This window comes from Janthinobacterium sp. NKUCC06_STL, from assembly GCF_019345455.1.
Taxonomy (GTDB): domain Bacteria; phylum Pseudomonadota; class Gammaproteobacteria; order Burkholderiales; family Burkholderiaceae_D; genus Janthinobacterium; species Janthinobacterium rivuli.
Genome location: NZ_JAHKQY010000009.1, coordinates 180,150 through 201,949, shown reverse-complemented (window position 1 = coordinate 201,949; position 21,800 = coordinate 180,150). Strand labels below are relative to the sequence as shown.

The 21,800-nt window shown below is 62.6% G+C and carries 18 protein-coding genes and 1 pseudogene; 10 read left to right on the top strand and 9 right to left on the bottom strand.

Features of this window, described 5'->3' with window-relative positions; translation table 11 throughout:
- Nucleotides 1-174: 174 nt before the first annotated feature.
- Nucleotides 175-372: pseudogene (locus KO539_RS23890) on the top strand (IS3 family transposase); the annotation flags it as partial.
- A gap of 135 nt (nucleotides 373-507) precedes the next feature.
- Here KO539_RS23890 and KO539_RS23885 read toward each other — a convergent pair.
- On the bottom strand, nucleotides 508-1,254 hold the full coding sequence (locus tag KO539_RS23885) for an FRG domain-containing protein (RefSeq protein WP_219312165.1): 747 nt from the start codon (nucleotides 1,252-1,254) through the stop codon (nucleotides 508-510).
- Between the two features lie 502 nt (nucleotides 1,255-1,756).
- Here KO539_RS23885 and KO539_RS23880 point away from each other — a divergent pair.
- Together KO539_RS23880 and KO539_RS23875 are read left to right on the top strand one after the other, a co-directional pair.
- On the top strand, nucleotides 1,757-1,951 hold the full coding sequence (locus tag KO539_RS23880) for a hypothetical protein (RefSeq protein WP_219312163.1): 195 nt from the start codon (nucleotides 1,757-1,759) through the stop codon (nucleotides 1,949-1,951).
- Between the two features lie 199 nt (nucleotides 1,952-2,150).
- Nucleotides 2,151-3,212, top strand: a complete 1,062-nt coding sequence (locus KO539_RS23875; RefSeq protein ID WP_219312162.1) for a diguanylate cyclase — start codon at nucleotides 2,151-2,153, stop codon at nucleotides 3,210-3,212.
- Here the strand turns inward: KO539_RS23875 and KO539_RS23870 are convergent.
- Complete coding sequence (locus tag KO539_RS23870) at nucleotides 3,209-3,352, bottom strand: hypothetical protein (RefSeq protein ID WP_161784189.1); 144 nt, start codon at nucleotides 3,350-3,352, stop codon at nucleotides 3,209-3,211. The two genes, KO539_RS23875 and KO539_RS23870, sit on opposite strands and share 4 nt — an antisense overlap.
- A 122-nt stretch (nucleotides 3,353-3,474) precedes the next feature.
- On the opposite strand from KO539_RS23870, the gene KO539_RS23865 reads away from it, so the two are divergent.
- Both KO539_RS23865 and KO539_RS23860 read left to right on the top strand, forming a co-directional pair.
- The gene (locus KO539_RS23865) at nucleotides 3,475-4,482 is read left to right on the top strand and encodes a hypothetical protein (protein WP_219312160.1); all 1,008 of its coding nucleotides are present in this window, start codon (nucleotides 3,475-3,477) and stop codon (nucleotides 4,480-4,482) included.
- A 161-nt stretch (nucleotides 4,483-4,643) separates the two neighbouring features.
- Nucleotides 4,644-5,795: an AI-2E family transporter gene (locus KO539_RS23860; RefSeq protein WP_219312158.1), complete on the top strand. Its 1,152-nt coding sequence runs from the start codon at nucleotides 4,644-4,646 to the stop codon at nucleotides 5,793-5,795.
- Nucleotide 5,796: 1 nt separating this feature from the next.
- On the opposite strand, the gene KO539_RS23855 is transcribed toward KO539_RS23860, so the two are convergent.
- The 3 genes from KO539_RS23855 to KO539_RS23845 form a co-directional block, all read right to left on the bottom strand.
- Nucleotides 5,797-7,527 (bottom strand): methyl-accepting chemotaxis protein, encoded by a 1,731-nt coding sequence (locus KO539_RS23855; protein WP_219312156.1) that lies wholly within the window; start codon nucleotides 7,525-7,527, stop codon nucleotides 5,797-5,799.
- Nucleotides 7,528-7,876: 349 nt separating this feature from the next.
- On the bottom strand, nucleotides 7,877-9,487 hold the full coding sequence (locus tag KO539_RS23850) for a toxin-antitoxin system YwqK family antitoxin (protein ID WP_219312154.1): 1,611 nt from the start codon (nucleotides 9,485-9,487) through the stop codon (nucleotides 7,877-7,879).
- A 41-nt stretch (nucleotides 9,488-9,528) separates the two neighbouring features.
- A complete protein-coding gene (locus KO539_RS23845; protein WP_219312152.1) occupies nucleotides 9,529-10,443 on the bottom strand; it encodes a DMT family transporter in 915 nt (304 codons plus the stop codon).
- A gap of 101 nt (nucleotides 10,444-10,544) precedes the next feature.
- Here KO539_RS23845 and KO539_RS23840 point away from each other — a divergent pair, with 101 nt between their 5' ends.
- From KO539_RS23840 to KO539_RS23830, 3 genes are all read left to right on the top strand, one after another.
- Entirely contained in the window at nucleotides 10,545-11,333 is a 789-nt protein-coding gene (locus KO539_RS23840; RefSeq protein WP_219312150.1) for a helix-turn-helix transcriptional regulator, read from the top strand.
- Between the two features lie 116 nt (nucleotides 11,334-11,449).
- Entirely contained in the window at nucleotides 11,450-12,049 is a 600-nt protein-coding gene (locus tag KO539_RS23835; RefSeq protein WP_099403785.1) for a MarC family protein, read from the top strand.
- A 31-nt stretch (nucleotides 12,050-12,080) separates the two neighbouring features.
- Nucleotides 12,081-12,626 (top strand): DinB family protein, encoded by a 546-nt coding sequence (locus KO539_RS23830; RefSeq protein ID WP_219312148.1) that lies wholly within the window; start codon nucleotides 12,081-12,083, stop codon nucleotides 12,624-12,626.
- On the opposite strand, the gene KO539_RS23825 is transcribed toward KO539_RS23830, so the two are convergent.
- Together KO539_RS23825 and KO539_RS23820 are read right to left on the bottom strand one after the other, a co-directional pair.
- Nucleotides 12,591-13,781, bottom strand: coding sequence for an MFS transporter (locus KO539_RS23825; RefSeq protein WP_219312146.1), 1,191 nt, complete (start codon nucleotides 13,779-13,781; stop codon nucleotides 12,591-12,593). The genes KO539_RS23830 and KO539_RS23825 overlap by 36 nt on opposite strands.
- The gene (locus tag KO539_RS23820; protein WP_219312145.1) at nucleotides 13,778-14,959 is read right to left on the bottom strand and encodes a serine hydrolase; all 1,182 of its coding nucleotides are present in this window, start codon (nucleotides 14,957-14,959) and stop codon (nucleotides 13,778-13,780) included. The genes KO539_RS23825 and KO539_RS23820 overlap by 4 nt, the downstream gene beginning before the upstream one ends.
- Nucleotides 14,960-15,073: 114 nt before the next feature.
- On the opposite strand from KO539_RS23820, the gene KO539_RS23815 reads away from it, so the two are divergent.
- Both KO539_RS23815 and KO539_RS23810 read left to right on the top strand, forming a co-directional pair.
- Entirely contained in the window at nucleotides 15,074-15,964 is an 891-nt protein-coding gene (locus KO539_RS23815; RefSeq protein WP_219312143.1) for a LysR family transcriptional regulator, read from the top strand.
- Between the two features lie 207 nt (nucleotides 15,965-16,171).
- Nucleotides 16,172-17,878, top strand: a complete 1,707-nt coding sequence (locus KO539_RS23810; RefSeq protein WP_219312141.1) for a methyl-accepting chemotaxis protein — start codon at nucleotides 16,172-16,174, stop codon at nucleotides 17,876-17,878.
- On the opposite strand, the gene KO539_RS23805 is transcribed toward KO539_RS23810, so the two are convergent.
- Together KO539_RS23805 and KO539_RS23800 are read right to left on the bottom strand one after the other, a co-directional pair.
- Complete coding sequence (locus tag KO539_RS23805; protein ID WP_219312139.1) at nucleotides 17,875-19,968, bottom strand: prolyl oligopeptidase family serine peptidase; 2,094 nt, start codon at nucleotides 19,966-19,968, stop codon at nucleotides 17,875-17,877. The two genes, KO539_RS23810 and KO539_RS23805, sit on opposite strands and share 4 nt — an antisense overlap.
- On the bottom strand, nucleotides 19,965-21,794 hold the full coding sequence (locus KO539_RS23800; RefSeq protein ID WP_219312137.1) for a hypothetical protein: 1,830 nt from the start codon (nucleotides 21,792-21,794) through the stop codon (nucleotides 19,965-19,967). Before KO539_RS23800 ends, KO539_RS23805 begins: the two co-directional genes overlap by 4 nt.
- Between the last annotated feature and the right edge of the window lie 6 nt (nucleotides 21,795-21,800).

Below are 21,800 nucleotides of genomic sequence, written 5' to 3'. Positions count from 1 at the left end.
AGAGCGGCGCGGCCGCTCCGGTCCGCCCCTCTCCCGCGCGGCACGGTCATGCACGCGCCAGCACGACGACTTGGGTGTCCGGGTACATTAAACCACTACAATCTCCCGGACGGTAAAACTGTTTGGCTTGAAAGAACAAGTAGTCAGAGAGTGGATATGCATCCATACCCCCATAGGTGCGGAAACTGCCATGACAATGCCGTCGCCGAGAGCTTCTTCCAATTGCTTAAACGCGAGCGCATCCGCAGAAAAACCTACAACACAAGAGAAGAAGCCCGTCGCGATATCTTTGACTACATTGAGATGTTCTACAATCCAAAGCGTCGGCATAGCTTCAGCAAACAGCTATCGCCGATGAACTACGAAAAATAGTATTTCGAACGACTGCCGAATGTCTAGAAAACTCGTGGCGATTCAGCGTCCTCCGCCAACGGCTGAATGAATTCTGGTAGAAGAAGTTCCTCATTGAATTAGGATTCCGGATTGCGCGCGCTCTTTAGACACTAGTTATAAGCCTTCATCTTCCAAGTCAGTATGTTTCCATTCGATATGGGCAGCAAGCCCGGATAGATCAGGGAACATCGTCCCTGAATTTATTCCACATCGGTCCAGGTCACTTCTAATCGCAGGAAAACTTTCGGCTGGAATCACGAATTTATCAAGCTTGCTTCTGAAGTTCCTGTTCCTTTCCAGCGGCGTAAATTTTTGCTCGCGCTGTCCAATAAAATGAGCTGTAAAAAGCCCTGCTTGTACACGCACCCTCGCATTTGAGTGCCGAGGAATCACGATCTTTGTCCGTGCAATATCATCCACCGTTTGAGTGTCTTTTACATCCATATAATCTTCGGCTGAAGGGTTTAAAACCCAAACCACAGCGGGCTTTTTATCTTTTGCTGGTTTGGCAACCGAGAACCACATAGCTAATAGCGGATTCTCTGTCCAGTCCAATAGTCGGGTCGCCATGCCATGGTGCTGCGCTAGTGACATAAGCTCCCACTGTGTCATCGAAAAATTCGTATATATTGCAGCTTGTCTTTCGAACTCATCAAGCATAGCCCTTTCGGTATCAAAAAAATCTCCCATAATACGAGCATCGTTATATAGCCTCGCCAACTTTGGTAGCAATGGAAAATCTTCGCTTTGACCGCGGAACATTGAAAGAAATCGCTTATCACTTGCATGATTTCTATTTACGTAACCGAGATACTCTTCTAGACTATTTACTTCAATTGTTGAAATTTTTGCGGTTGCCATAGTTCCTCGATCTGATGGGGTTCGTTCGACAATAAACCGATTACATAAACAATCGGTATGGGTAAACTTTTCCCGGCAAGTCCGGTACGTTCGCGATAGTCCGGGCCAGTCTTTGCGAGTACCGAATGCTCACCGGTACTGGGTCATACAGCGCATCGTTATTTCAGTCCATTTTTTTCAATGCAAGCGCCTCATGGGCGATCAGCTCTAGTGGACCACTACAGTCCGATGAGTGTCGTATTTAGCTTGGCTACACTATAAGCATCTGATCTATCGCAGCGTGAACGCTAACACCGAAAGATGAAATAATCACTACTGCCAAAGAAGAACGTGCACTCAGTGCCGCTCCAATTCGTGCTTGGTCAAGAAAAACGACGCTGCCGCGTTCCAGTGCAAGCGCAGTGGCAAGGGCACAGAGGCCTGCCACGCCACATCGCCGGCAATGGTCGATGTGTAGATCCCTGTGAGTCCACGTTGCATAGGTGCGCTGAAGTTAACATGAATGGAAGCATTATTTCAACTTGAGGTGAAAAATGAAATAATGAAATCCTTATTTTATGTTGACGCTATCAAGCCGCCTTCGGCAGCAGCACTTCCCAAACGGTTTACAACACTTGTTCCAACTTGCCGCCCAACATCGCGTCAAGACGCCGACGATGCTGGCGGTGTCAGCATGGCTTCGGTATGGCTGTACTGATGGAGCAATAAGCGCCCTTCCTTCATACTGTGGCGGCAGCAGGACACTGCCCATCGTTTTCCTCGCCTCAATCCCCCATGCCCCCCAGAAACCAGTACACTAGTTCCTGAGCGCAACTATTTTGTGCGCGCGCCATGCCGCCTGCCGTTGCCGGGAGGCGTCCCTGCCGCAAGGCGTGTTGTCTGCCTGGACAAATGCAATGTTCACTTCGCGCAGCCTGTCTCCTGCCTTTTATTACCTGTTCTTTTCAGGAGAACGGGAGCAGCAGCAGCGCTTTTTCAAGGAACTGCATTTCATTTCGATAGCCATCCTGACGTTTGGCCTGGTCTGCTGGCTGGTCACGTTCAGCCTGACCTTGCCGCGCGCCTCGCTCGATCATGCGCAGGCGGCGCTGGGCGTGACGGGCATGGTGCTCGGGCTGGTGTTGACCAAGTATGCGAAGTCCTTGCAGGCCATCATCGTCAGCGGCACCATCAGCGTGCTGTTCATCGCTTTCAGTTTTCGCGTGCTGATGCTGGGCACGGACGATCCCGCTTTCTGGGTGTTGCCGCTGGGTGTGATGATCACCCTGACGACGGCGCCCATCTTCAGCGGCATCGCGTATTACCTGGGGGTGTCGCTGTGCGTGTGGGCCATTCTGGGGCTGGGGCAGTTTCCCGTGCATGCGGGCCAGGCCGACCAGCATTGGCCCGTGCTGGCCGTCACCATCAGCGTGATCATCGGCCTGGCGCTGAATATTTATTTCCTCGTCTTGCGCATCCATAACTACCGTGCCCAGCGCGACCTGGCGACGATGGCTTACAAGGATGGCTTGACCGGGCTTAACAACCGCCGCATGTTTACGCAAGGCGCCCGCGCCCTGCAGCGCACGGCGCGCACGCCCGCGTATTTCCTGATGATCGACATCGACGACTTCAAGCAGATCAACGACGTGTACGGCCATGACGTGGGCGACGAGGTGCTGAAAAAGATCGCCGACGTGATATCTGAACTGTCGGGCGAGCACCTGTGCGGCCGGCTGGGCGGCGAGGAGTTTGCCGTCATTTACCTGGGCGAAAAGAACGCGGCCTGCGCCTTTGCCGCGCAGCTGGTCGACAGCGTCGAGGCGGCCTTTGTGCCGGAGCGCAAGGTATCCGTCAGCATCGGCATGGCGGAACTGATCAAGGAAGCGGACTTGTCGCACAGCTACCGGCGCGCCGATGAATCCTTGTACCAGGCCAAGAAAAGCGGCAAGAACCGCTACGTGCTCAACGCCGCCTAGGCATTGCCGCCGGGTTTGGCATCTAGCAGCGCCAGCAAAGCTTGCGGCGCCATCTTCCACGGGTCGCGCTGCTCGGGGTCCACCTCGTCCCAGCTGTCCAGGGCGCCGATCTTGAGGATGGAAATGGTGATCTTGGCCATGACAACGGGACAGTGATTCAATAGCCAAGCTTGGCAGAAAGGGATTTATTCCTGAAATGCTAAGATCGCGGCCCGCGCATGCCGGCAACCGGTCCGGCATGGCGTCTCGACAAGGATGTCCATTGAACACCCCAGGAAAAATCACTCTGCGCATGCTGACGCTGTGCGCCGCCCTGTGCTTGCCGCTTTCCAGCATGGCACAAGCCGTTTCTGCCGAAGATGCCGCCTTCGTGGCCGCCACCGTGCCCGTGCCGTCGCCGCCGCTGCGCCTGAGTGCGCACCCGGAGATCCGCGCCGACGTCTTCAAGCTGCTCGGCTATGCGCGCGGCAGCTATACACAAGGCAACACCCTGATCGCGCGCCAGGTGCTCGACAGCATGCATTCACTCGATGACATCACGCGCACCATGCTGCCTGACGGACGTTCGGTGCTGGCCTCCATCGATGCCGGCACGCACGGTGCATGGCGCGCCGCCATGCTGTTCGATCCGCAACGCAAGCTGTTGGCACTGGGCCTCGTCAACGGCCATTGCCAGGCCACTGGCGACGCCGCCCCCGCCTGCCTGCCGTCCACGCACGCCGTGCTGACCCTGTTCCTGCCGCCAGGCGCGGAGGACGAGACGGCCGCGCCGCTGCTGGTCTGGGCGCGACAAGTGCCGGCCATGCTGGCACAGGCTGCGCCGGAACAGCGGCAAAGCATTGCAGCAGTGGAATACATCACCACCCGCCCCGGCCAGCCCGGCTGGGAGCCGCGCGACGTGCCGCCCGGCTTTCCCGCCAGCTTGCTGCACCTGCTGCTGCCGAATGCGGAGTTGAACAACAGCTCCAGCGGCGGAAAGATCGTCACACCGGCCGGCCTGGCCGGTTTGCCCATGCGCACGCCCACGGAAGCGGCCGAGGCGGGCGACGAGCCCATGCCCGATGCCGAGATCACCATGCGCAGCTATGCCGATTTCCACTGGGTGCTCAACACCTACGCGAAACTGGCCAAGGGCGCGCAAGTGAAGGGCCATGACGACAAGGTGGTGTTCACCGGTAGCGATGCCAGCGGCCGCTACACGGTGACCTTGCGCGAACCCAACAAGGACGATGGCGTCGTCATCACCGTGGCCAGCTGGCGGGAAAAATAAGCGCAAGAGCAGGGAAAGCATTGCCATTACGCACAGGAGCATGGCATTTTGGCATTTTGCGGTATGATTTCCGGCCGTGCGGCGCGGCCCTGTCCCTGCCTTGTCCACCCTGCCCTTCAAGCCAGTCACGCTTGCGTCGCCTCCTGCCCTAAGGAATTCATATGTTCGGTTTTAACTTGCGCGTTGCCAAGATGGTGTGGACGGCGTTCCTCATCGCCTTCCTGCTATTTCTCACCTACAAGGTTTCGTCGACCCTGATCGTCGTGGTCTTTGCGATTTTCTTCAGCTACCTCGTGTATCCACTGATCGGCCTGCTGGAACGTCATGGCCCGAAACGCTTGCCGCGCACGGCTGCCATCGGCATCGTCTTTCTCGTGGTGATCTTGCTGGTGGCGATACTGGGCTCCATCTTTGGCGCGCGCATCGAGGAAGAGGCGATCAAGCTCAGCGATCAGTTGCCGACCTTGCTCAAGGGGAATAATTTTGCCGAGCGCATCCCGTTGCCAGAATTCATGGAACCGTTGCGCGCGCGCCTGCTGTCGTTCATGCAGTCGCAGCTGAGCAGCGGCACAGGACAAGCCATGCCGCTGGCGAAAGAACTGGGCTTGACCGTCATGCATGCGGCCAGCAACCTGATCTATCTGGTGCTGGTGCCCGTGCTGAGCTTTTTGCTGATCAAGGAAGGGCCGGACATGCGCGACGGCTTGCTGTCCCTGCTGAACCGCCCGAACAAGAAGCTCTGGGGCGCCATCATCGATGACCTCGACATCTTGCTGTCGCGCTATGTGCGCGCCCTGCTGCTGTTGTCGATCGCCACGTTTGTGTCCTACAGCATCGCCTTTTCCCTGATGGGCGTGCCATACAGCCTGCTGCTGGCCGGCGCGGCCGCCTTGCTGGAATTCATCCCGTTTGCGGGCCCGCTGGCAGCAGCCGTCATCGCCGTCGTCGTGGCCGGTTTCAGCGGCTTCGAGCACGTGTTCTGGCTGATCGGCTTTATCGCCGCCTACCGTTTGTTCCAGGATTACGTGGTCAATCCGTACTTGATGAGCGAAGGCGTGGAAGTGAGCCCGCTGATGGTGATCGTCGGCCTGCTGGCCGGCGACCAGTTGGGGGGCGTGGTGGGCATCTTCCTGTCCGTGCCCGTGATGGCGGCCATCAAGATCGTCTTCGTGCGCGCGCGTGCGGCATTGCAGGCGCGCCATGATGCGCATGAGAAAGCGGAACAGGCGGCGGAAGAAGCGCGCGCCCAGGCCCTGGCCGAGGCGGCGCACTTGCAGGAACAGGGCAGCAAGGCCACCCTGCCGGCGCAGTAACTTAGAACTCTTCCCACTCGCCGCTGTTGTCCGCTGCGGGTTTGGCTGGACGCGGTTTTGCGGCAGCGGCAGGTGCTGCCGTGGCGCGGGCTGGCGCCAGGCGCAGCGCCGGGCGTTTCAAGGCCGTGCTGGCGGCAGCCACGACAGGCTTGCGCAAGGCAGGCTTGGCGGCAGGACCGCTATGGCTGGCGTCGAGTTTGAAGATGCTGACCATCTCGGCCAGTGCCGCCGCCTGCTCCTGCATGGATTCCGAGGCGGCTGCCGCTTCTTCCACCAGCGCCGCATTCTGTTGCGTCACGGTATCCATTTCCGCCACGGCTTGATTGATCTGGCCGATGCCCAGTTCCTGTTCGCGGCCGGCGGCGCTGATTTCGCCCATGATGTCCGTCACGCGGCGGATGCTGGCCACGATCTCGTCCATCGTCGTGCCCGTCTGGCTGACCAGTTCGCTGCCGGCGCCCACGTTCTGCACCGACGCTTCGATCAGCATTTTGATGTCCTTGGCGGCGCTGGCCGAGCGGTGCGCCAGGTTGCGCACTTCCGTGGCGACGACGGCAAAGCCGCGGCCTTGCTCGCCGGCACGCGCCGCTTCCACGGCCGCGTTCAGGGCCAAAATATTCGTCTGGAAGGCGATGCCATCGATCACGCCGATGATGTCGGCGATCTTTTTCGACGATTCGCTGATGGTGCCCATGGTATCGACCACTTGCGCCACCAGTGCGCCACCTTTCACCGCCACGTCCGAGGCCGACACGGCAAGCTGGTTTGCCTGGCGCGCATTGTCGGAATTCTGCTTGACGGTCGAGGTCAGCTCTTCCAGCGAGGACGCCGTTTCTTCCAGGCTCGACGCTTGCTGCTCCGTGCGGCTGGACAAGTCCAGATTGCCCGAGGCGATTTCATTGCTGGCCGTGGCGATGGCGCCGCTGCCGTCGCGCACGCCGCGCACGGTGGTCGACAGGCGTTCCTGCATTTTCAGCAAGCCCGTCAGCAAGGCGCCCATTTCGTCGTTGCGCGTGATGACGATGTCGTTGGCCAGGTTGCCGTCGGAAATGGCGCCGAAATGGCGCAGGGCCTGGTCCAGCGGGTTAAAGATGGCGCGCAGCAGCAAAAAGCTGGAAATAATGGTCAGCAAGGCGCCGACGATCATGCCGCCGATGGCCATGGCCACCTGGCTGCGGTAGCTGGACTGGCTGGCCGCATACATCGCGGCGGCCGAAGTGGCCTGGTATTGCGTCAATGTTTCGGCGGCCTGGTCCAGGGTACGGTACAGCGGCGTCAGCCCCGTCATCATCAAACCGTCCGCTTGTGCAACGTTGCCTTCACGCAAAGCCTTGCTCATGACCAGCAAGCCGTTGCTCATGTAATCGCTGCGCTTCTTGTCCATGTCGTCGGACAGGCGCTTTTCGTCCGTGCTTTGCGGCAAGGCCAGGTACACCTTCCAGGACTTGTTCGAGGCTTCCATGAATTGTTCCGCACGGGCCAGGATATCCTTGGCGTCGGCCGCATCGGGATGCACCATCACGCGGTCCATCGTGAACCGGGCGCGGCCCAGCAGAATCTGCGATTCGCCAATCGCTTGCGTCGATGCCAGCTGATTGCTATAGACCTCGTTGAGGCTGTTGTTGGCCGATTTCAGGCTGATGATACTCATGACGCCCAGCAAGGCGATCAGCAGGCCCAGCACACTCATGGTGGCGATCAGGCGCATTTTTATTGTTATATTCGACAGCATGCAGTTTCCTTGGTAAGGGCGCAACCATGCCTGCGTTCACCAAACGGGATAGCAGCAAGCGCCAGATGGGCGGGTCACGTGAATTGTTCAGGACAGGTCGATACGGCGTGTGCGGCGGCAGGGGGGAAGGCGGCCCGCGCATATCGTCAGGAGTGAAAGACAGATCAACAGGGTTGAGGTTTTCTGTATTTTTATTTCCTGACTGCAAGATACAGGGAAAGATTACTAGTAGCAACATCCAGCATGGATTTTCACGCTTTGTAACAAGCAGATGATGTTTTTTGCGCAGAACTGGCATTCCGCAATCGTGCGCGCTCGCGCCGGAATGCCATTTATGTTAGCCAATTAGTTAATACATGGTTTCTTCGATGAGCTGGCCATCGTCGCGGAAATACTGGAAACGGCCCGTTTTCCTGCCCATGGTGTAGGCGCCGATCTGCTTCGGTTTTCCGTTCTGGAAATTTTCGATGTTGACGCCATGCAGCACGCCCTTGTGCCAGTTGCGGTGAAATTGCGGCACTTCGCCATCGGGATAAAACAGGGTTTCCGCCCCGTCGCGCTTGCCGTCGGCAAAGCTGCCCTGGTAACGCCGCTTGCCGTCCGGATAAAAACTCTCCATCGGGCCCTCAAGCTCGCCCAGGCGGTAATGTTCGGCCAGTTCCAGCTGGCCGCTGGCCGCGTATTGCTCCAGCTTGCCGTCGGGCTTGCCGTCAACCATCGTCAACACTTGCCAGCCGCCGTCCGGCGTCGCTTTCTTCCACGGCCCCTGTTTTACATCATTGACGTAGTTGCCGCCACCGCCAGGTTCGACCCACTGGCCCTGCTTCTTGCCATTGACATAGTTGCCCTGCCAGTGCACCACGCCTTCGACGCGGCGCTCACTGGGTCCATCCAGCCTGTCCTTGAGATAGGTATCGAAGCCCTGGTAGTTACCCTTGCCCTCGTCGCGCCATTCCTCGACGCCCGGACTCACTTCCCAGTGGCCAGTGCGCTGGCCACGCTGCATCATGCCCGTCGTCGTTTCTTCGCCGCTGGCATACGTCCATGGCCCTTCAGCCTTGTCGTCGACAAAGGCGCCAGACGAGCGGATGGTGAGCGGCTCTTCATAGTGCCACTGCCCCGTGCGCTTGCCCTGCGCATACAGGCCGCGGGCAAACACGCTGCCCCTGCAGCAATTCACGTCGTATTCGATAAATAGTCCATCCTGGCTGGCGGCAAAGCGCTGCGGCTGCGTTTCCCAGGTGATCCACTTGATGTGATAACTGGGCGCGCGGCCCCCTTCCCATCCCTTGCCCAGCAGATAGGTCACCGTGAGGAAATGGCCATCCTTTTCCCCGAAGGTTTTTTTATAGGCAAACGCGGGCGCATCGGCCGGCTTGCCGGGCAACAAGTCACCATCGATATTGAAATAGCCGACCAGAGTACCGTGGCCATGCTCGATGGCGTCAAACTCGGCCACGCCGGTAGGCGCGTAGGCGATGCTGTAGTCGATCAGCTGCAAGCGGGCCAGCGCGGCGCGCACCCGCGCCTCGTCCATGGTTTTCGCACCGCGCACGATGGCGTCCAGGGTCGGCTGCAAGGTGGCCACCTTGAACATCCTGCCGCCGTTGCGCTCGTAGCGGTAGGCATGCAAGCCGTACTGACCGCCGTTGCGGCTGAGCACGAACGTCGTTTCGCCCTCGCTGTCGAGGTCAAGCTGGAACACGGCCGCGATGCTGGCCTGGCCATACTTGTCCAGGTTCATGCGTTTTTCACTGCTCCCGTTGCACTGGCAGTAGTAGCCGTTGACTTCGCCACTTTCCCGCAGGAAGGCCAGCACCACGCCGCCATCGCGGCGCTCGACAACGCTGGCGGTGGCCATCGGCTTACCCTCGTAGAACCGCGCCGCCGCCTGTGCTGGCGCCAAGTTACCCAGCGCCAGCAACGCCGCCATCGTGCTTATCCAAAATGTTTGCCGCATGCCAACTCCACTGCCGAAAAACCGCCATTATGCATGGTCGTTCAGGCCAGACCGCTCACGCCAGGACGCCGGCCAAACAGCGGCCGCTGCACCGTCTGCGCCAGCAGCACGCCCAGCAGCGAAATGCCGCCGCCAACCAGATGATAAATATGCATGCTTTCGTGCAACCAGACGATGGCCAGCAGGGCCGTCAGCAGGGGCAGCAGGTTGACGTAGATGCTGCAGCGGTTTGGCCCCAGCAGTTTGACCCCTTCGATCCACAGGTAGGACAGCACGATGGACGAACCGATGCCCGCGTAGCCGATCAGCGGCAAGGTGGTGGCGTCCAGCCTGGCACTGCCGGGCGGCAGCAGCAGGAAGAACGGCAGCATGCACGCCAGCGCCGCCAGCGCCTGGCAATAAATAGCTTGCCAGGCAGGAATGGACAGACGCCAGCGGCGCAGCAGCACACCGTACAGTGCAAAGCTCAGGCAAGCGAGCAGCATCAGCGCGTCGCCCGCATGCACACCTTGATGCAGCAGCGCCAGCACGTCGCCACGCCCCACCAGATACAGCAAGCCGCCAAACGACAGCACGCCGCCGGCTGCCATGCCGACCGTCAGGCGCTCGCCCAGCAGCAACACGCTGAGCAGGGCCGTCATCAGAGGCGCCAGCGCCGTGACGATGGCCATATTCGTTGCCGTGGTGCTTTCCGCGGCGCGGTAGGACAAACTCTGGAACAGCGCCATCGACATCAGGCCGCACAGGGCCAGCTGCCACCACTGGCGGCGGATGGCGGCGCGGTTGCGCCACAGGGGGAGAATGATAAACGGCGTCATCACCAGCAAGACCAGCACCAGGCGGTAAAAGGTGATGGCCGTGGGGGCGATGCTGGACGCGGCCAGCTTCGAGACGACGACGTTGCCGGCCCACAGCAACATGGCCAGGAACGGATACAGATAAGCGCGCACAGGCATGCGTAACTCCATAAATCATTGCGGGGAACCATCATGCCGCAGGCACATTGTGCTTTCTCGCGCTAAGATGTCCGAACCTATCGCAAAACTGACCTTATTTGATGGATTGTTCCTCCCACGCCTTTCAGGAATTGCTGCCCGTCACGGCGCGCGCCATGGCGCTGGCCGTCGACTATGCGCACGGCCACGTGATTTCCGCGCACCGCCACACGCATGCGCAGTTGCTGTACGCCATCGAAGGCGTGATGACCATCGAGGCGCAGGGCGGGCGCTGGGTGGTGCCGCCCACGCGCGGCGTCTGGCTGCAGCCCGGCATCGCGCACCGGGTGCGCATGAGCGGCGCGGTGAAAATGCGCACGGTGTTCGTCAACTGCGCCAATTCTCCATTGCTGCCTGGCCACAGCTGCGTGCTCGACATCAGTCCCCTGCTGCGGCAATTGATCGTGGCGGCCGTCGACATCGCGCCCGATTTCACGGAAGGCAGCCGCGACTGGCATCTGCTGCAGCTGCTGCTGCACGAGCTCGACAGCCTGCCCGTGCTGCCCCTGTATCTGCCATTACCTAGCGATGCGCGCCTGCGCGGCATTTGCGCGCGGCTGATGGAACAACCGGGCGAACAGCAGACGGTGGCGCACTGGGCGCAGGAGCTGGCGATCACCGAGCGCAGCCTGCACCGATTGTTCCAGAAACAGACGGGCATGCGCTTTGGCCAGTGGCGCCAGCAGGCCCGGCTGCTGCGGGCGCTGGAACAATTAGCGCATGGCAGCAAGGTCATCGACGTGGCCATGGACAATGGCTACACGAGCCAAAGCGCGTTCACGGCCATGTTCAAAAAGCATTTCGGCACCACGCCCACCGCGTTTTACCAGGCTAAAGTCATCGCCGCATAAAAAAAATGCTGCTATGCATCAATAATCATGGGCGATAGCCGCCGCTCTTGTTATCATCGCAAGCCTTATCGCACCGCGCCCATCCTGGCAGCGGTGTTGACCTCATTCATACCACCATGACACAGAATTTCTTCCAGACATTTATCCTGCTCTTGCTCGTCACCGATCCGTTCGGCAACGTTTCCCTGTTCGTCAATGCCCTGAAACGGGTGCCGGTTGAGCGGCGCTGGAAAGTCGTCGTGCGCGAGTGCCTGATCGCCTTCGGCATCTTGCTGTTGTTTATGTTCTTCGGCCGTCATTTCCTGAACGCCTTGCAATTGTCGGAAGTGGCGCTGCGCATCGGCGGCGGCGTGATCCTGTTCCTGATCGCCATGCGCATGGTGTTTCCGCAGCCAAACGCGGGCAATAGCGACCACGAGATGGGCGGCGAGCCGTTCATCGTGCCGCTGGCCATCCCCGCGCTGGCTGGCCCGTCGGCGCTGGCCACCGTGCTGCTGTTTTCCTCGCATGAAATGAACGAAGTCATCGCCCACGTGGCGGGGCTGACGGCCGTGGCCGTCGTCTGGCTGGCCGTCTTCCTGTGCGCCGAACGCTTGCAGCGGGCCTTGGGTCCAAGGGTCATGACGGCGTTCGAGCGCCTGATGGGCTTGATCCTGACGGCGATGGCCATAGAAATGTTGCTGGCCGGCATACGCGCATTCCTGAAGTCCGTTTAATATTGTCATTCTTCCACTGAAGGAGTCCAGCATGAGCCGTTGCGCCCACCTTTGCCTGATGGCCGATTACAACCAGTGGATGAATGCCAAGGTCTACGCAGCGGCGGCCAGCCTGCCGCCCGGCGAGCTGCAACGCGAGCGGGGCGCCTTTTTTGGCTCCCTGCTGGCCACCTTGAACCACGTGATGGTGGGCGACACCTTGTGGCTGCAGCGCTATGCGAAACACCCGGCCGGCTTCCCCCTGCTCGACCCCATCCGCGCCATCACGCCGCCCGCCTCGCTCACGCACCCGCTGTTCGCGGCCGAGGATTTTGCCGCCATGCACGCGCACCGGCAATGGCTGGACCAGCTCATCGTAGCCTGGGCCGCCTCGATCACGGAAGCGGACCTCGACCATTTGCTCGATTACCGCAACAGCAAGGGGCCGAACCGGCGCGAATTTTTCAGCCTGCTCATGCATTTCTTCAACCACCAGACCCACCACCGGGGCCAGGCCAGCACCCTGCTGTCGCAAGCGGGCGTGGATATCGGCGACACGGATTTACTGTTTCGCATCCCCAACCATATCGAAGACTGACGACGGCCAGTACAGCCACGCTTTCACGCTAATCGCCGCCAGCGCCAAGGCTCCCAGCAGCGCGCCGCAGGCCAGCGCCCCCGGCATGCCGCAGGACTCGATGGCCATGCCGCCGGCCAGCGCGCCCACCGTCACGCCCAGGTTGATGGCGGCGATATACACGCCGATGGCGAACGCGGGCGCCTCGCGCGCTTCGCTGCTGAGCCACACTTGCGTGACGATCAGCCCGCTCGTATGCGCGGCGCCCCAAAACAGCAACAGCACCGCCATGGGCGCCCAGCCGATACCGCTGCCCGCATAACGGTACAGCAGCCAGTACGCCAGGCCCAGCAGCACGGGTTGCAGCAGGACCGTGCGCAGCACCTGCGTGCCCAGCTGGCGCCCCGCGAACAGATTGCCGGCCACGCCACCGATACCAAACACCACCAGCGCCAGCCCCGTCTGGCGGGCCGACAAGCCCGCTTCCTGCTGCAGATACGCGGCCGCATATGCATACACGGCAAACATGGCGGCAAACACCAGCACGGCGGCGGCAATGGTCAGCCACAGGGCCGGTTTGCGCAGCACGGCCAGCTGGCGGCCATACGCCATCGGCGCTTCCTGCGGCGTGTCGGGCAGGAACAGATATAGCCCCAGCGCCGCCAGCGCATTGACGAGGGCGCAGGCAAGGAACGATGCCTCGTAGCCATACTGCGCGGCAATCCACGTGGTCAGCGGAATGCCCAGCACCATGCCCATGCTGGTGCCCGTGAACGCATGTGCGCCGGCCCGCGCCGCCTGTTGCGGCGGGTACAGGGCGGCGGCCGCCACCATGGCCAGCGAGAAATACACGGGGTGGAACAGGGCCGGCACCATGCGCAACGCCAGCAGCAGCCCGAAGCGGGGCGCATATGCCGACATCACGCTGGCCAGCGCGAACACGAGCAGGGACGCGATCAACACACGCTTGCGGCGCCAGCGCGTGGCCAGCAGCACGAGAAAGGGGCCGCCCACGGCGATCACCAGGGCGAACAGGCTCACCAACGAGCCCGCCTGCGCGGCCGTCACGCCGTAGCGCTGCATGATCATCGGCAAGATGCCGACGACGCCAAACTCGATGCAGTACACGCCGAACAGGCCCAGCGCAAGGAAGACAATCGGGTGCGGGCGTGTCATGGCATTTCCTTTGCACCATACACAGCCTGGCACAGTTCCGTCACGAACGGCCCCGCCATGCCTTCCAGTGCCGTATTCGTGAACGCCACCACGGACAATTCCTGCGCTGGGTCGACAAACCACGAGTGGCCATACGTGCCGCCCATGCGCCATGTACCCGCCGACTCCGGCGTGGCAGCCAGCTGTGGATCGCTCAAGACCGTAAAGCCGAGGCCGAAGCCACGGCCAGGCCAGAACGGCAAGTCGAAGCCGCCCGTCTGGTTTTCTCCCATCTGGCGCGCCAGCGCCGACGGCAGCAGCGGCGCGCCGCCCAGGCGCAAGGTTTCCAGCAAACGCATGAAGTCAGGTGCCGAGCCGACCATGCCGGCACCTCCTGACGGATACGCTTGCGCATCGCGGGCACGCGCCGCAGATAAGGCAAAACCTGCCATGCCATCAAGAAACGGCAGATGCTCTTCGCCCTCGTCGAGCAAGCGGCGCGGCCGGGATTCTCCCGCTGCGCGGTCCGCATACGCGACGGACAGGCGCGCCGGGTCGCTCGCCATAAAACCCGTGTCGCGCATGGCCAGTGGCACGGTCACCAGATATTCCACGGCGTGCGCCAGCGGCATACCGGCCGCCTGCTCGATGACGGCGCCCAGCACGTCGGTGGCAATCGAATACGCCCAGCGCTCGCCGGGCGCATACGCGAGCGGCACCGTGGCCAGGCGGCGCAGGTTGTCCTCCAGGGAAATGCGGGACGCATCCATGCCGTCCGACACCCCGGCCTGCGCATACGCGCCGCCCGGCGGCTGGAAAAAGCCATAGTCGAGGCCGGCCGTGTGCGTGAGCAGATGCCGCACGGTCATCGCCGCCACGGCGCCGTCCGGCTCGCGCGGCGCAAAATACGGCAGCCAGCGCGTCACCAGGTCGTCCAGGCCCAGCCGGCCCTGCCCCACCAGCGCCAGCGCGGCCGTCGAGACGATGGGTTTGCTGACGGATGCCAGGCGGAAGACGGCATCCTCAACCATGGGCGTGCCCGCCTCGCGGTCCAGGTAGCCGGCCGCGCGGCGGTAAATTTCCTGGCCACGCTGGCGCACCAGCACGACGGCGCCCGCCAGGCGCTGCTGGTGCAAAACACAGTCCAGCAAGGGGTCGATGCGGGCGGACAAAGCCGCAGGAGAGAAGTTGTACATCATGGCTCAGCCTTTCAAATGATCAGGCTGCCAAGGTAAGGCAGGCACGATCAAAGAAAAACAGGCTATAGTTTCTGTCTGTGCGGACGTTGGCATCCGCAATCAAAGAGGAACCACATGGACAACCTGGCGGGATTCACGGCCTTCGTGCAGGCGGCGGAGACGCGCAGTTTCGTGGCGGCGGGCAGGGTGCTCGGCATTTCCGCCTCGGCCGTGGGCAAGAGCATCGCGCGGCTGGAAGAGCGCCTCGGCGTGCGCCTGTTTCAGCGCAGCACGCGCAGCATCGCGCTCACCAGCGAGGGTACGGTGTTTCTCGAACGCTGCCGGCGCATCCTGGGCGAGATCGAAGCGGCCGAGCTGGAGTTATCCAATAGCAAGAGCGCACCGCAAGGGCGGCTGCGCGTCAGCCTGCCGCAGGTGGGCAGCCTGCTCAATCCCGTGCTGGTAGCGTTCGCGCGCGCCTATCCATTGGTGGAGCTCGACCTCGATTTCAGCGACCGCCGGGTCGACGTAATCGAAGAAGGCTACGACGCCGTCGTGCGCGCTGGCGAGAGCGCCGACAGCCGTTTGATGAGCCGCCAGCTGGGCCAGTTCCAGCTGCAACTGGTGGCAGCGCCCGCCTATCTGGCGCAACACGGCACGCCAGCCTTGCCCGCCGACCTGAGGCATCACACTTGTTTGCTGTACAAATTTCCCAGCAGCGGCAAGGTCGAGGCCTGGCCCTTGCCCGAGTGGCCTGCCCTGCACGCGGCCGGCTTGCCGGCCCTGCTCCACTGCAACAATGTCGAGACCCTGCTGCACTTTGCCGAAAGCGGCCTGGGCATCGCCGCCCTGCCCGACTTCACCGTGCGTGCGGCGCTCGCCGCTGGCCGCCTGCAGCCGGTGCTGGACGCGCACCGCCAGCACGACGGCGCCTTCCGCATCCTGTGGCCCAGCAGCCGCCACCTGACGCCAAAACTGCGCGCCTTCATCGATTTCCTCGCCACCCACGTGTTTCCGAAAAACTAAGCCCGCATCCAGCGCCGCGCTCGTTGTTTCCACACGACAACTTAGTTAAGTTGCTACCAGTTTTTCAGCTTTTCGCGGACTTGATACAAGTTTTTGTATTGCAGTGCGGAATTTTGAGGAACAATTACAGACTGGCCGTGGCTACGTATAAACCCGTAGCCGTGGCCTGTCGCCGTTTTCCCTCACTTCCGCAACACGAAAGCAATCATGTCACTCACACAATTCAAAATCGGCACCCGGCTCGGGATCGGGTTTGCTGTCGTCCTCGGCCTGCTGGTCGCCGTCTTGCTCGTCGGCCTGTATTCCATGGGGCAACTGAGCGCGCGCACGCACGACATCGTGGCCGACAAGAACGTCAAAATGGCGGCCGCCAACACCATGAGCGACAACGTGCGCAACATTACCCTGGCGATCACGAGCATTGTGGTAGCGCCGACGGAAGCGCTGGTGCAGGCGGAACTGGCGAAAATTGGCGAAGCGCGCAAGAAATACGGCGCCGCCAAGGAAACCTTGCAAAAGAAAATCTCGACGGACAAGGAAACGGCGCTGATGGCCGAACTCGATGCCGCCCTGAAATCGGGCGCGCCGCTGAACAACAAGGTCATCGAGCTGCGCAATGCGGGCCAGACGGAAGAGGCGATCGCCTTTCTGACGCAGCAGGCGGCACCGAGCCTGAAGATCGTGCTGGGCGCGCTTGACAGCCTGGTCGCGTATGAAGCGCAGCAGGCGGCGCAGGCGGCAACGGACGCCGAAACGCTGAGCGCCAGCGCGCGCGCCTCCATGCTTGCCCTGGGCAGCGTGGCCGTGCTGCTGGGCGCTTTTGTTGCGTGGATCATCACGCGCTCGATCACCCAGCCCATCAATGCAGCCGTCAGCGTGGCCGAAACCGTGGCTTCGGGCGACTTGTCGTCGCACATCGTCGTCAATTCCAGCGATGAAACGGGTCGCCTGCTGGGCGCACTGAAAGCCATGAACGACAGTCTGCTGGGCGTGGTGGCGCAAGTGCGCCACGGCACGGATGCGATCTCCACGGCATCGAGCGAAATTGCCGCTGGCAACCTCGACCTGTCGTCCCGCACGGAAGAGCAAGCCAGTTCGCTGGAAGAAACGGCGTCGGCCATGGAAGAGCTGACCTCGACCGTGAAACAGAACGCGGACAATGCGCGCCAGGCCAATCAGCTGGCGAAAAGCGCGTCGGAAGTGGCCGTGCGCGGCGGCAGCATCGTCTCGCAAGTGGTCGACACCATGGGCACCATCAACGCCTCGTCGCGCAAGATCGTCGACATCATCGGCGTCATTGACGGCATCGCCTTCCAGACGAATATCCTGGCCTTGAACGCGGCTGTGGAAGCGGCGCGCGCGGGCGAGCAGGGACGCGGCTTTGCCGTCGTGGCGTCGGAAGTGCGCAACCTGGCCCAACGCTCGGCTGGCGCAGCGAAGGAAATCAAGGAATTGATCGCCGCCTCCGTCGCCAACGTGGACACGGGTTCGCGCCTCGTCAACGAAGCGGGCCAGACCATGGGCGACATCGTCGACAGCATCGTGCGCGTGACCGACATCATGGGCGAAATCACCTCCGCCACGCACGAGCAAACCATCGGTATCGAGCAGATCAACATGGCCATTGCCCAGATGGATGAAGTGACGCAGCAAAACGCGGCCCTGGTGGAAGAAGCGGCGGCCGCCTCGCAAAGCATGCAGGAACAGGCCGGTGAACTGGCGCACGTGGTGGGATTCTTTAAAACCGGCAACCATGTCGCCAGCGCAGCCAAGCTGACGCCAGTGCGCACAGCACCAGCAGCACCCGCCATCGCACGCCCCGCGGCCAAGCCCGCCCCCGTGCGCAAGGCCGTCGCGGCCGCGCCGGCGCGCCGCGGCAATGCGGCCGCCGAGAGCGAATGGGAAGAGTTTTAAGGGGTACGCCCCGCACCCGGCACGGCGGACAGGGCTGGCAAAGCCCGGTTCGCCTTCAGCGTTTGCCGCAAATAGGCGTCCAGTTGCGCTCCCGGTGCAGCTGGCGCCGGCCCGCCAAGATACTGATGCAGCAATTGTTCCAGCAGATATACCGTAGCCTGGCGATACAAAGGCAGGCGCGGATTGTGCCCCTCATCAGCATCGACCAGCAGGCTGACGGGCTTGCCGGACAGCTGCAAACGCGCCACATAATCCGTCACCAAGGCGATCTGCACCGTGCTGTCCCTGGCGCCAGCCATGATCAGCAGCGGCTTGCCGACCTGGTCTGTGTGGCGTACGGGCGCGGCAGCCTCCAGCGTCCGCATGGCGGCGCCATCCCGCAAGTCCACGCCCAGATCCTGCAGGCGCAGCGGCAATGCCGGGTCGCCGCCCGGCGCGCTGGCGATGAAGCGCAGGGTGCGCGCGAAGTCCGGCGACGGCGCGATGGCCATGCCGAACTGAAACAGCCTGGGCGTGTGGCTCAGCGCCAGCAAGGTCGCATAGCCGCCAAAGGAATGGCCAGCAATGGCCAGGCGTTGCCGGTCGCCCACCCCCTGCCGCAGCAGCCAGCGCACGCCATCGACGATGTCAGCCTGCACGCGGCCGTTGCCCAGGTCGCCACCGGCCGCCGTCATGTAATGCAGGCCATAACCGACGGAAGCGCGGAAATTCGGCTGGAATACGGCGACACCGCGATTCGCCAGCAATTGCACCAGGGGTGCGTAAGCGGCGTTGACCCGTTCCCACGGTCCGCCATGAACCAAGGTCAGCAGCGGCATCGACGCCGCTACCTTTCCGGGCGGTAAGGTCAAATATCCATGGACGAGCACACCATCCGACGCGCGGTAATGGATGGCGCTGGTCTGCGCCAGCTGGCCTGACGGCAAAGGCTGGCCAGCCGCGCGCTGCGCCTGCAGGATTTCGCGCGTGCTGCGCCGGGCACCGTCATACAGCCAGTAGCGGTCGTGGTGCAGACGCGAGCCGCTCTCGGTCAGCAACAGTGTCGCCCCGCCGCGCGCCGCTTCGATGAAGACGCCACCGTGGCCGAATTGCCGGTCGATATCAGCCACGGCGCGGCGCGCCAACTGTGTCAGCCCGGCATGGTGCGGCATGGGCGATTCGAACAGGGCAAACAGCGGCGTACCTTGATCCGCATCGCTGATCACCCGGCGGATATCGGCCAGGCCGGCGCGGTCGGCATGCACGACGCGACTCTTGCCTTGCGCCAGATTAATCTCCACCAGCACGCTGCGGTCGCCATGCTGCGCCATGAGCATGCTCAGCCGGGAAGCGTCGGGCGCGGCAGCCACCAGGGTGCACTCATCGACGCGCTGGCAACGCAGCACCTCTTGCCAGCCTGCGGCCTGGCGACGCCGGACGCTGCGCGTGCCATCGCTGGCGACGGTCATGGCAAAGCCCAGCCGGCCCGTGGCATCCAGCAGGAAGCCGGCAAGTGGTACGCCCTGGTACAGCAGTTCGCGCTGGCCTTGCATGTCGATGCGTTCCAGGCGATAAACGCCGCTGGCCGCATGCTGGCTTGCCATCAGCACATGGTGCGCGTGACCGGCATCCGCAGGGAACAAGCGATGCTCGGCCCTGCCGTCGAAGGCGGCCAGCTTGTAGCTGCTGCCGTCGGCAACGGATACCACCGACACGCCGTCCGGCATGGCCAGGAACAGCGTGCTGCTGTCGCCGGACCAGAACAAGGCCACCGGGCCGGGCAAGGCCAGCAGGCGCCTGGTCGCTTGCGTGCGTGTGTCGAGCACATGCAGGCTGGCGTTTGCCCCCTCGCCATCGAGATACGCGACCGACGCGCCGTCCGGCGACAGGCGCAGCGCATGCAGACGCGGCCGACGCTCGAAGGCAGCGCTGGGAATGCGCGGCGCAGATGGCAGCGCGGCATTGCGTGCCAGCAATGGCGCCAAGGTCAAGGTTGCCGTGACGGCAGCGGGCGCCGCCACGGCCTGCGTCAGGGTCAAGCCAGCCGCCAGGGCCAGGATCAGGGTCAGGACGGCGCACCGGAGACGGTGCCGGCGGCCCAGTCCCATCATGCGGCCAACGCAGCGGCAAGCGGGCGCGCCTGCGATACTGGCGAGCGCGGATACAAGGTCAGCAGCGTCAGCAGGCAGGGCGGCCCCAGCAGCGCGCAGGCCAGCAGCCAAGTGCGCGGCACGCCGCCGGCCTGCCGCCGCCAGTACCACGCGCCCATGACGCTGAGCAATGCGGCCAGCAGTGCGGCGCTCCAGACGGCAGCCGGACGGGTGGCATGCCGGGCATCGCCGTCATTCAAATCCGGCATGACGCCATCGGCATACATCCGCTGCGGCAGATTGACGAGCGCATGCAGCACGGGTGAGAGCCACCAGTCCGCGTGTTCGAACAGCAGGGGGAAATCGTGGCCGATGGCGCGCGTGGCGAGCGGCTGCGCGCGGCCGCTGGCGTCGATGAACAGCAATGCTTGCGTACTGCCTGGCACGCCTGACTGCATGGCGCGCCCGCCCGTGATGGACAGCAGCGTACCGTCGAGCAATGGCGCGATGTCAACGCGCTCCAGGTTGCTCAGCGGAACAGACAATGGCAGGCGGAACACTTCCGTATCGGCAGCACCACGTTGCGCCGCCGCGGCAGGCGCATAGGCGAGCAGGTGGCCGTTGCTGAGCACATACACGCGTTCGCCGATTGTCTTCGGTGCCGCCACCGCTTGCTCGCCAGCTGGCAGGCGCGCCTGCAGCCGCAGCGCATGGCCAGCCGGCTCGAATGCCAGCACCATGTTACCGGTAAGTACACTCCCGGCAAGTACGGGTACGCCGGGAAACGCCTGCGAGTCTCCCAGGCCGTGCAGCCCCAGCTGATTGACGAGCGCCCCCGTGCGCATGTCGTGCACGTCGAAACGCATGCTGCCGTGATTGAAGGTCAGGCGCTGCTGCAGATCGGTCAGTTCGGCTTGCGGCGGTGCGTTCTGGTTCGACAATTGCTGTCGCACGGCATGGCGCGTGAGCGTCGCTTGCAAGGTCCCCACTTCGAGCAAGGGCAACTGGCGCCGCCACAGCGGCGCGCGCTCATCCTGGGCGCCGGCCAGTCCGGCCAGCATCAGGCTGCGGCCATCGGCGCGGCTCACTTCCGCGTAGCCGCCAGCCGGCGGCATGGCCATCGTCTGCGGATGCTGGCCCAGGCCGACCTGGGCGATGTGAAAGAGCGCCAACGTACCCCACAGCAACAGACAATACATGCCCACCACCAGGGGTACCGCCTGCGCCAGCGTGGCGGCGCGACCGCCGGCAAGCGGCATGCGGCTGGGCGTAAAACTGGCGTGCACGTTCCACATCAACAATGCTGCGCAAGGCAGCGTCGCCAGCAACAGGCTGAGCGCGCTGGCCGCGTGCATCAGCATCAGATAGGGCAGCAGAACCAGCAGGAAGGCACAGCGCAGGCGGCTGACCATGATGGCGGCGCCGCACAACCAGGCGATCAGCGTCATCATCGCCAGGTAAGGCACGGCCAGGTAGTGGCGCATGTCGACCGTGCGCGGAGACAGGAAATCAGTGCCCAGCACGGTCAGCAACAGCGGCAGGCCGATGGCCAGGGCGATCAGCGTGGCCGACGCCAGCATCAAGCTTCCCAGGATGGCGCCGGGAGCCAGCGGCCGGTGCAGCAGCCACAGCCAGCGGCTGGGCTGGCGATAGCTGCCAAGCTGATGCAGCGCAAGGCCCAGACCTACCAGCATGCACACGGACAGGATGACCAGTTGCATGGGCCAGCCTTGCTGGAAGATATTGCCCAGGCGGGCCAGGAACAGTTGCAGCAGTATATGGACGGCAGCAAAGATCAGGGTGGCACGCAGGTAGCGGCGGCACTCGCTCAGGTACAGGTCGCGCATGAAGAA

Coding starts and splice junctions, on each gene's coding strand:
- KO539_RS23810 (WP_219312141.1), top strand. CDS start 16,172: ATGTCACTCACACAATTCAAAATCGGCACCCGGCTCGGGATCGGGTTT.
- KO539_RS23820 (WP_219312145.1), bottom strand. CDS start 14,959: ATGATGTACAACTTCTCTCCTGCGGCTTTGTCCGCCCGCATCGACCCC.
- KO539_RS23835 (WP_099403785.1), top strand. CDS start 11,450: ATGACACAGAATTTCTTCCAGACATTTATCCTGCTCTTGCTCGTCACC.
- KO539_RS23825 (WP_219312146.1), bottom strand. CDS start 13,781: ATGACACGCCCGCACCCGATTGTCTTCCTTGCGCTGGGCCTGTTCGGC.
- KO539_RS23850 (WP_219312154.1), bottom strand. CDS start 9,487: ATGCGGCAAACATTTTGGATAAGCACGATGGCGGCGTTGCTGGCGCTG.
- KO539_RS23860 (WP_219312158.1), top strand. CDS start 4,644: ATGTTCGGTTTTAACTTGCGCGTTGCCAAGATGGTGTGGACGGCGTTC.
- KO539_RS23875 (WP_219312162.1), top strand. CDS start 2,151: ATGTTCACTTCGCGCAGCCTGTCTCCTGCCTTTTATTACCTGTTCTTT.
- KO539_RS23815 (WP_219312143.1), top strand. CDS start 15,074: ATGGACAACCTGGCGGGATTCACGGCCTTCGTGCAGGCGGCGGAGACG.
- KO539_RS23870 (WP_161784189.1), bottom strand. CDS start 3,352: ATGGCCAAGATCACCATTTCCATCCTCAAGATCGGCGCCCTGGACAGC.
- KO539_RS23800 (WP_219312137.1), bottom strand. CDS start 21,794: ATGCGCGACCTGTACCTGAGCGAGTGCCGCCGCTACCTGCGTGCCACC.
- KO539_RS23855 (WP_219312156.1), bottom strand. CDS start 7,527: ATGCTGTCGAATATAACAATAAAAATGCGCCTGATCGCCACCATGAGT.
- KO539_RS23840 (WP_219312150.1), top strand. CDS start 10,545: ATGGATTGTTCCTCCCACGCCTTTCAGGAATTGCTGCCCGTCACGGCG.
- KO539_RS23845 (WP_219312152.1), bottom strand. CDS start 10,443: ATGCCTGTGCGCGCTTATCTGTATCCGTTCCTGGCCATGTTGCTGTGG.
- KO539_RS23830 (WP_219312148.1), top strand. CDS start 12,081: ATGAGCCGTTGCGCCCACCTTTGCCTGATGGCCGATTACAACCAGTGG.
- KO539_RS23885 (WP_219312165.1), bottom strand. CDS start 1,254: ATGGCAACCGCAAAAATTTCAACAATTGAAGTAAATAGTCTAGAAGAG.
- KO539_RS23880 (WP_219312163.1), top strand. CDS start 1,757: ATGGAAGCATTATTTCAACTTGAGGTGAAAAATGAAATAATGAAATCC.
- KO539_RS23805 (WP_219312139.1), bottom strand. CDS start 19,968: ATGATGGGACTGGGCCGCCGGCACCGTCTCCGGTGCGCCGTCCTGACC.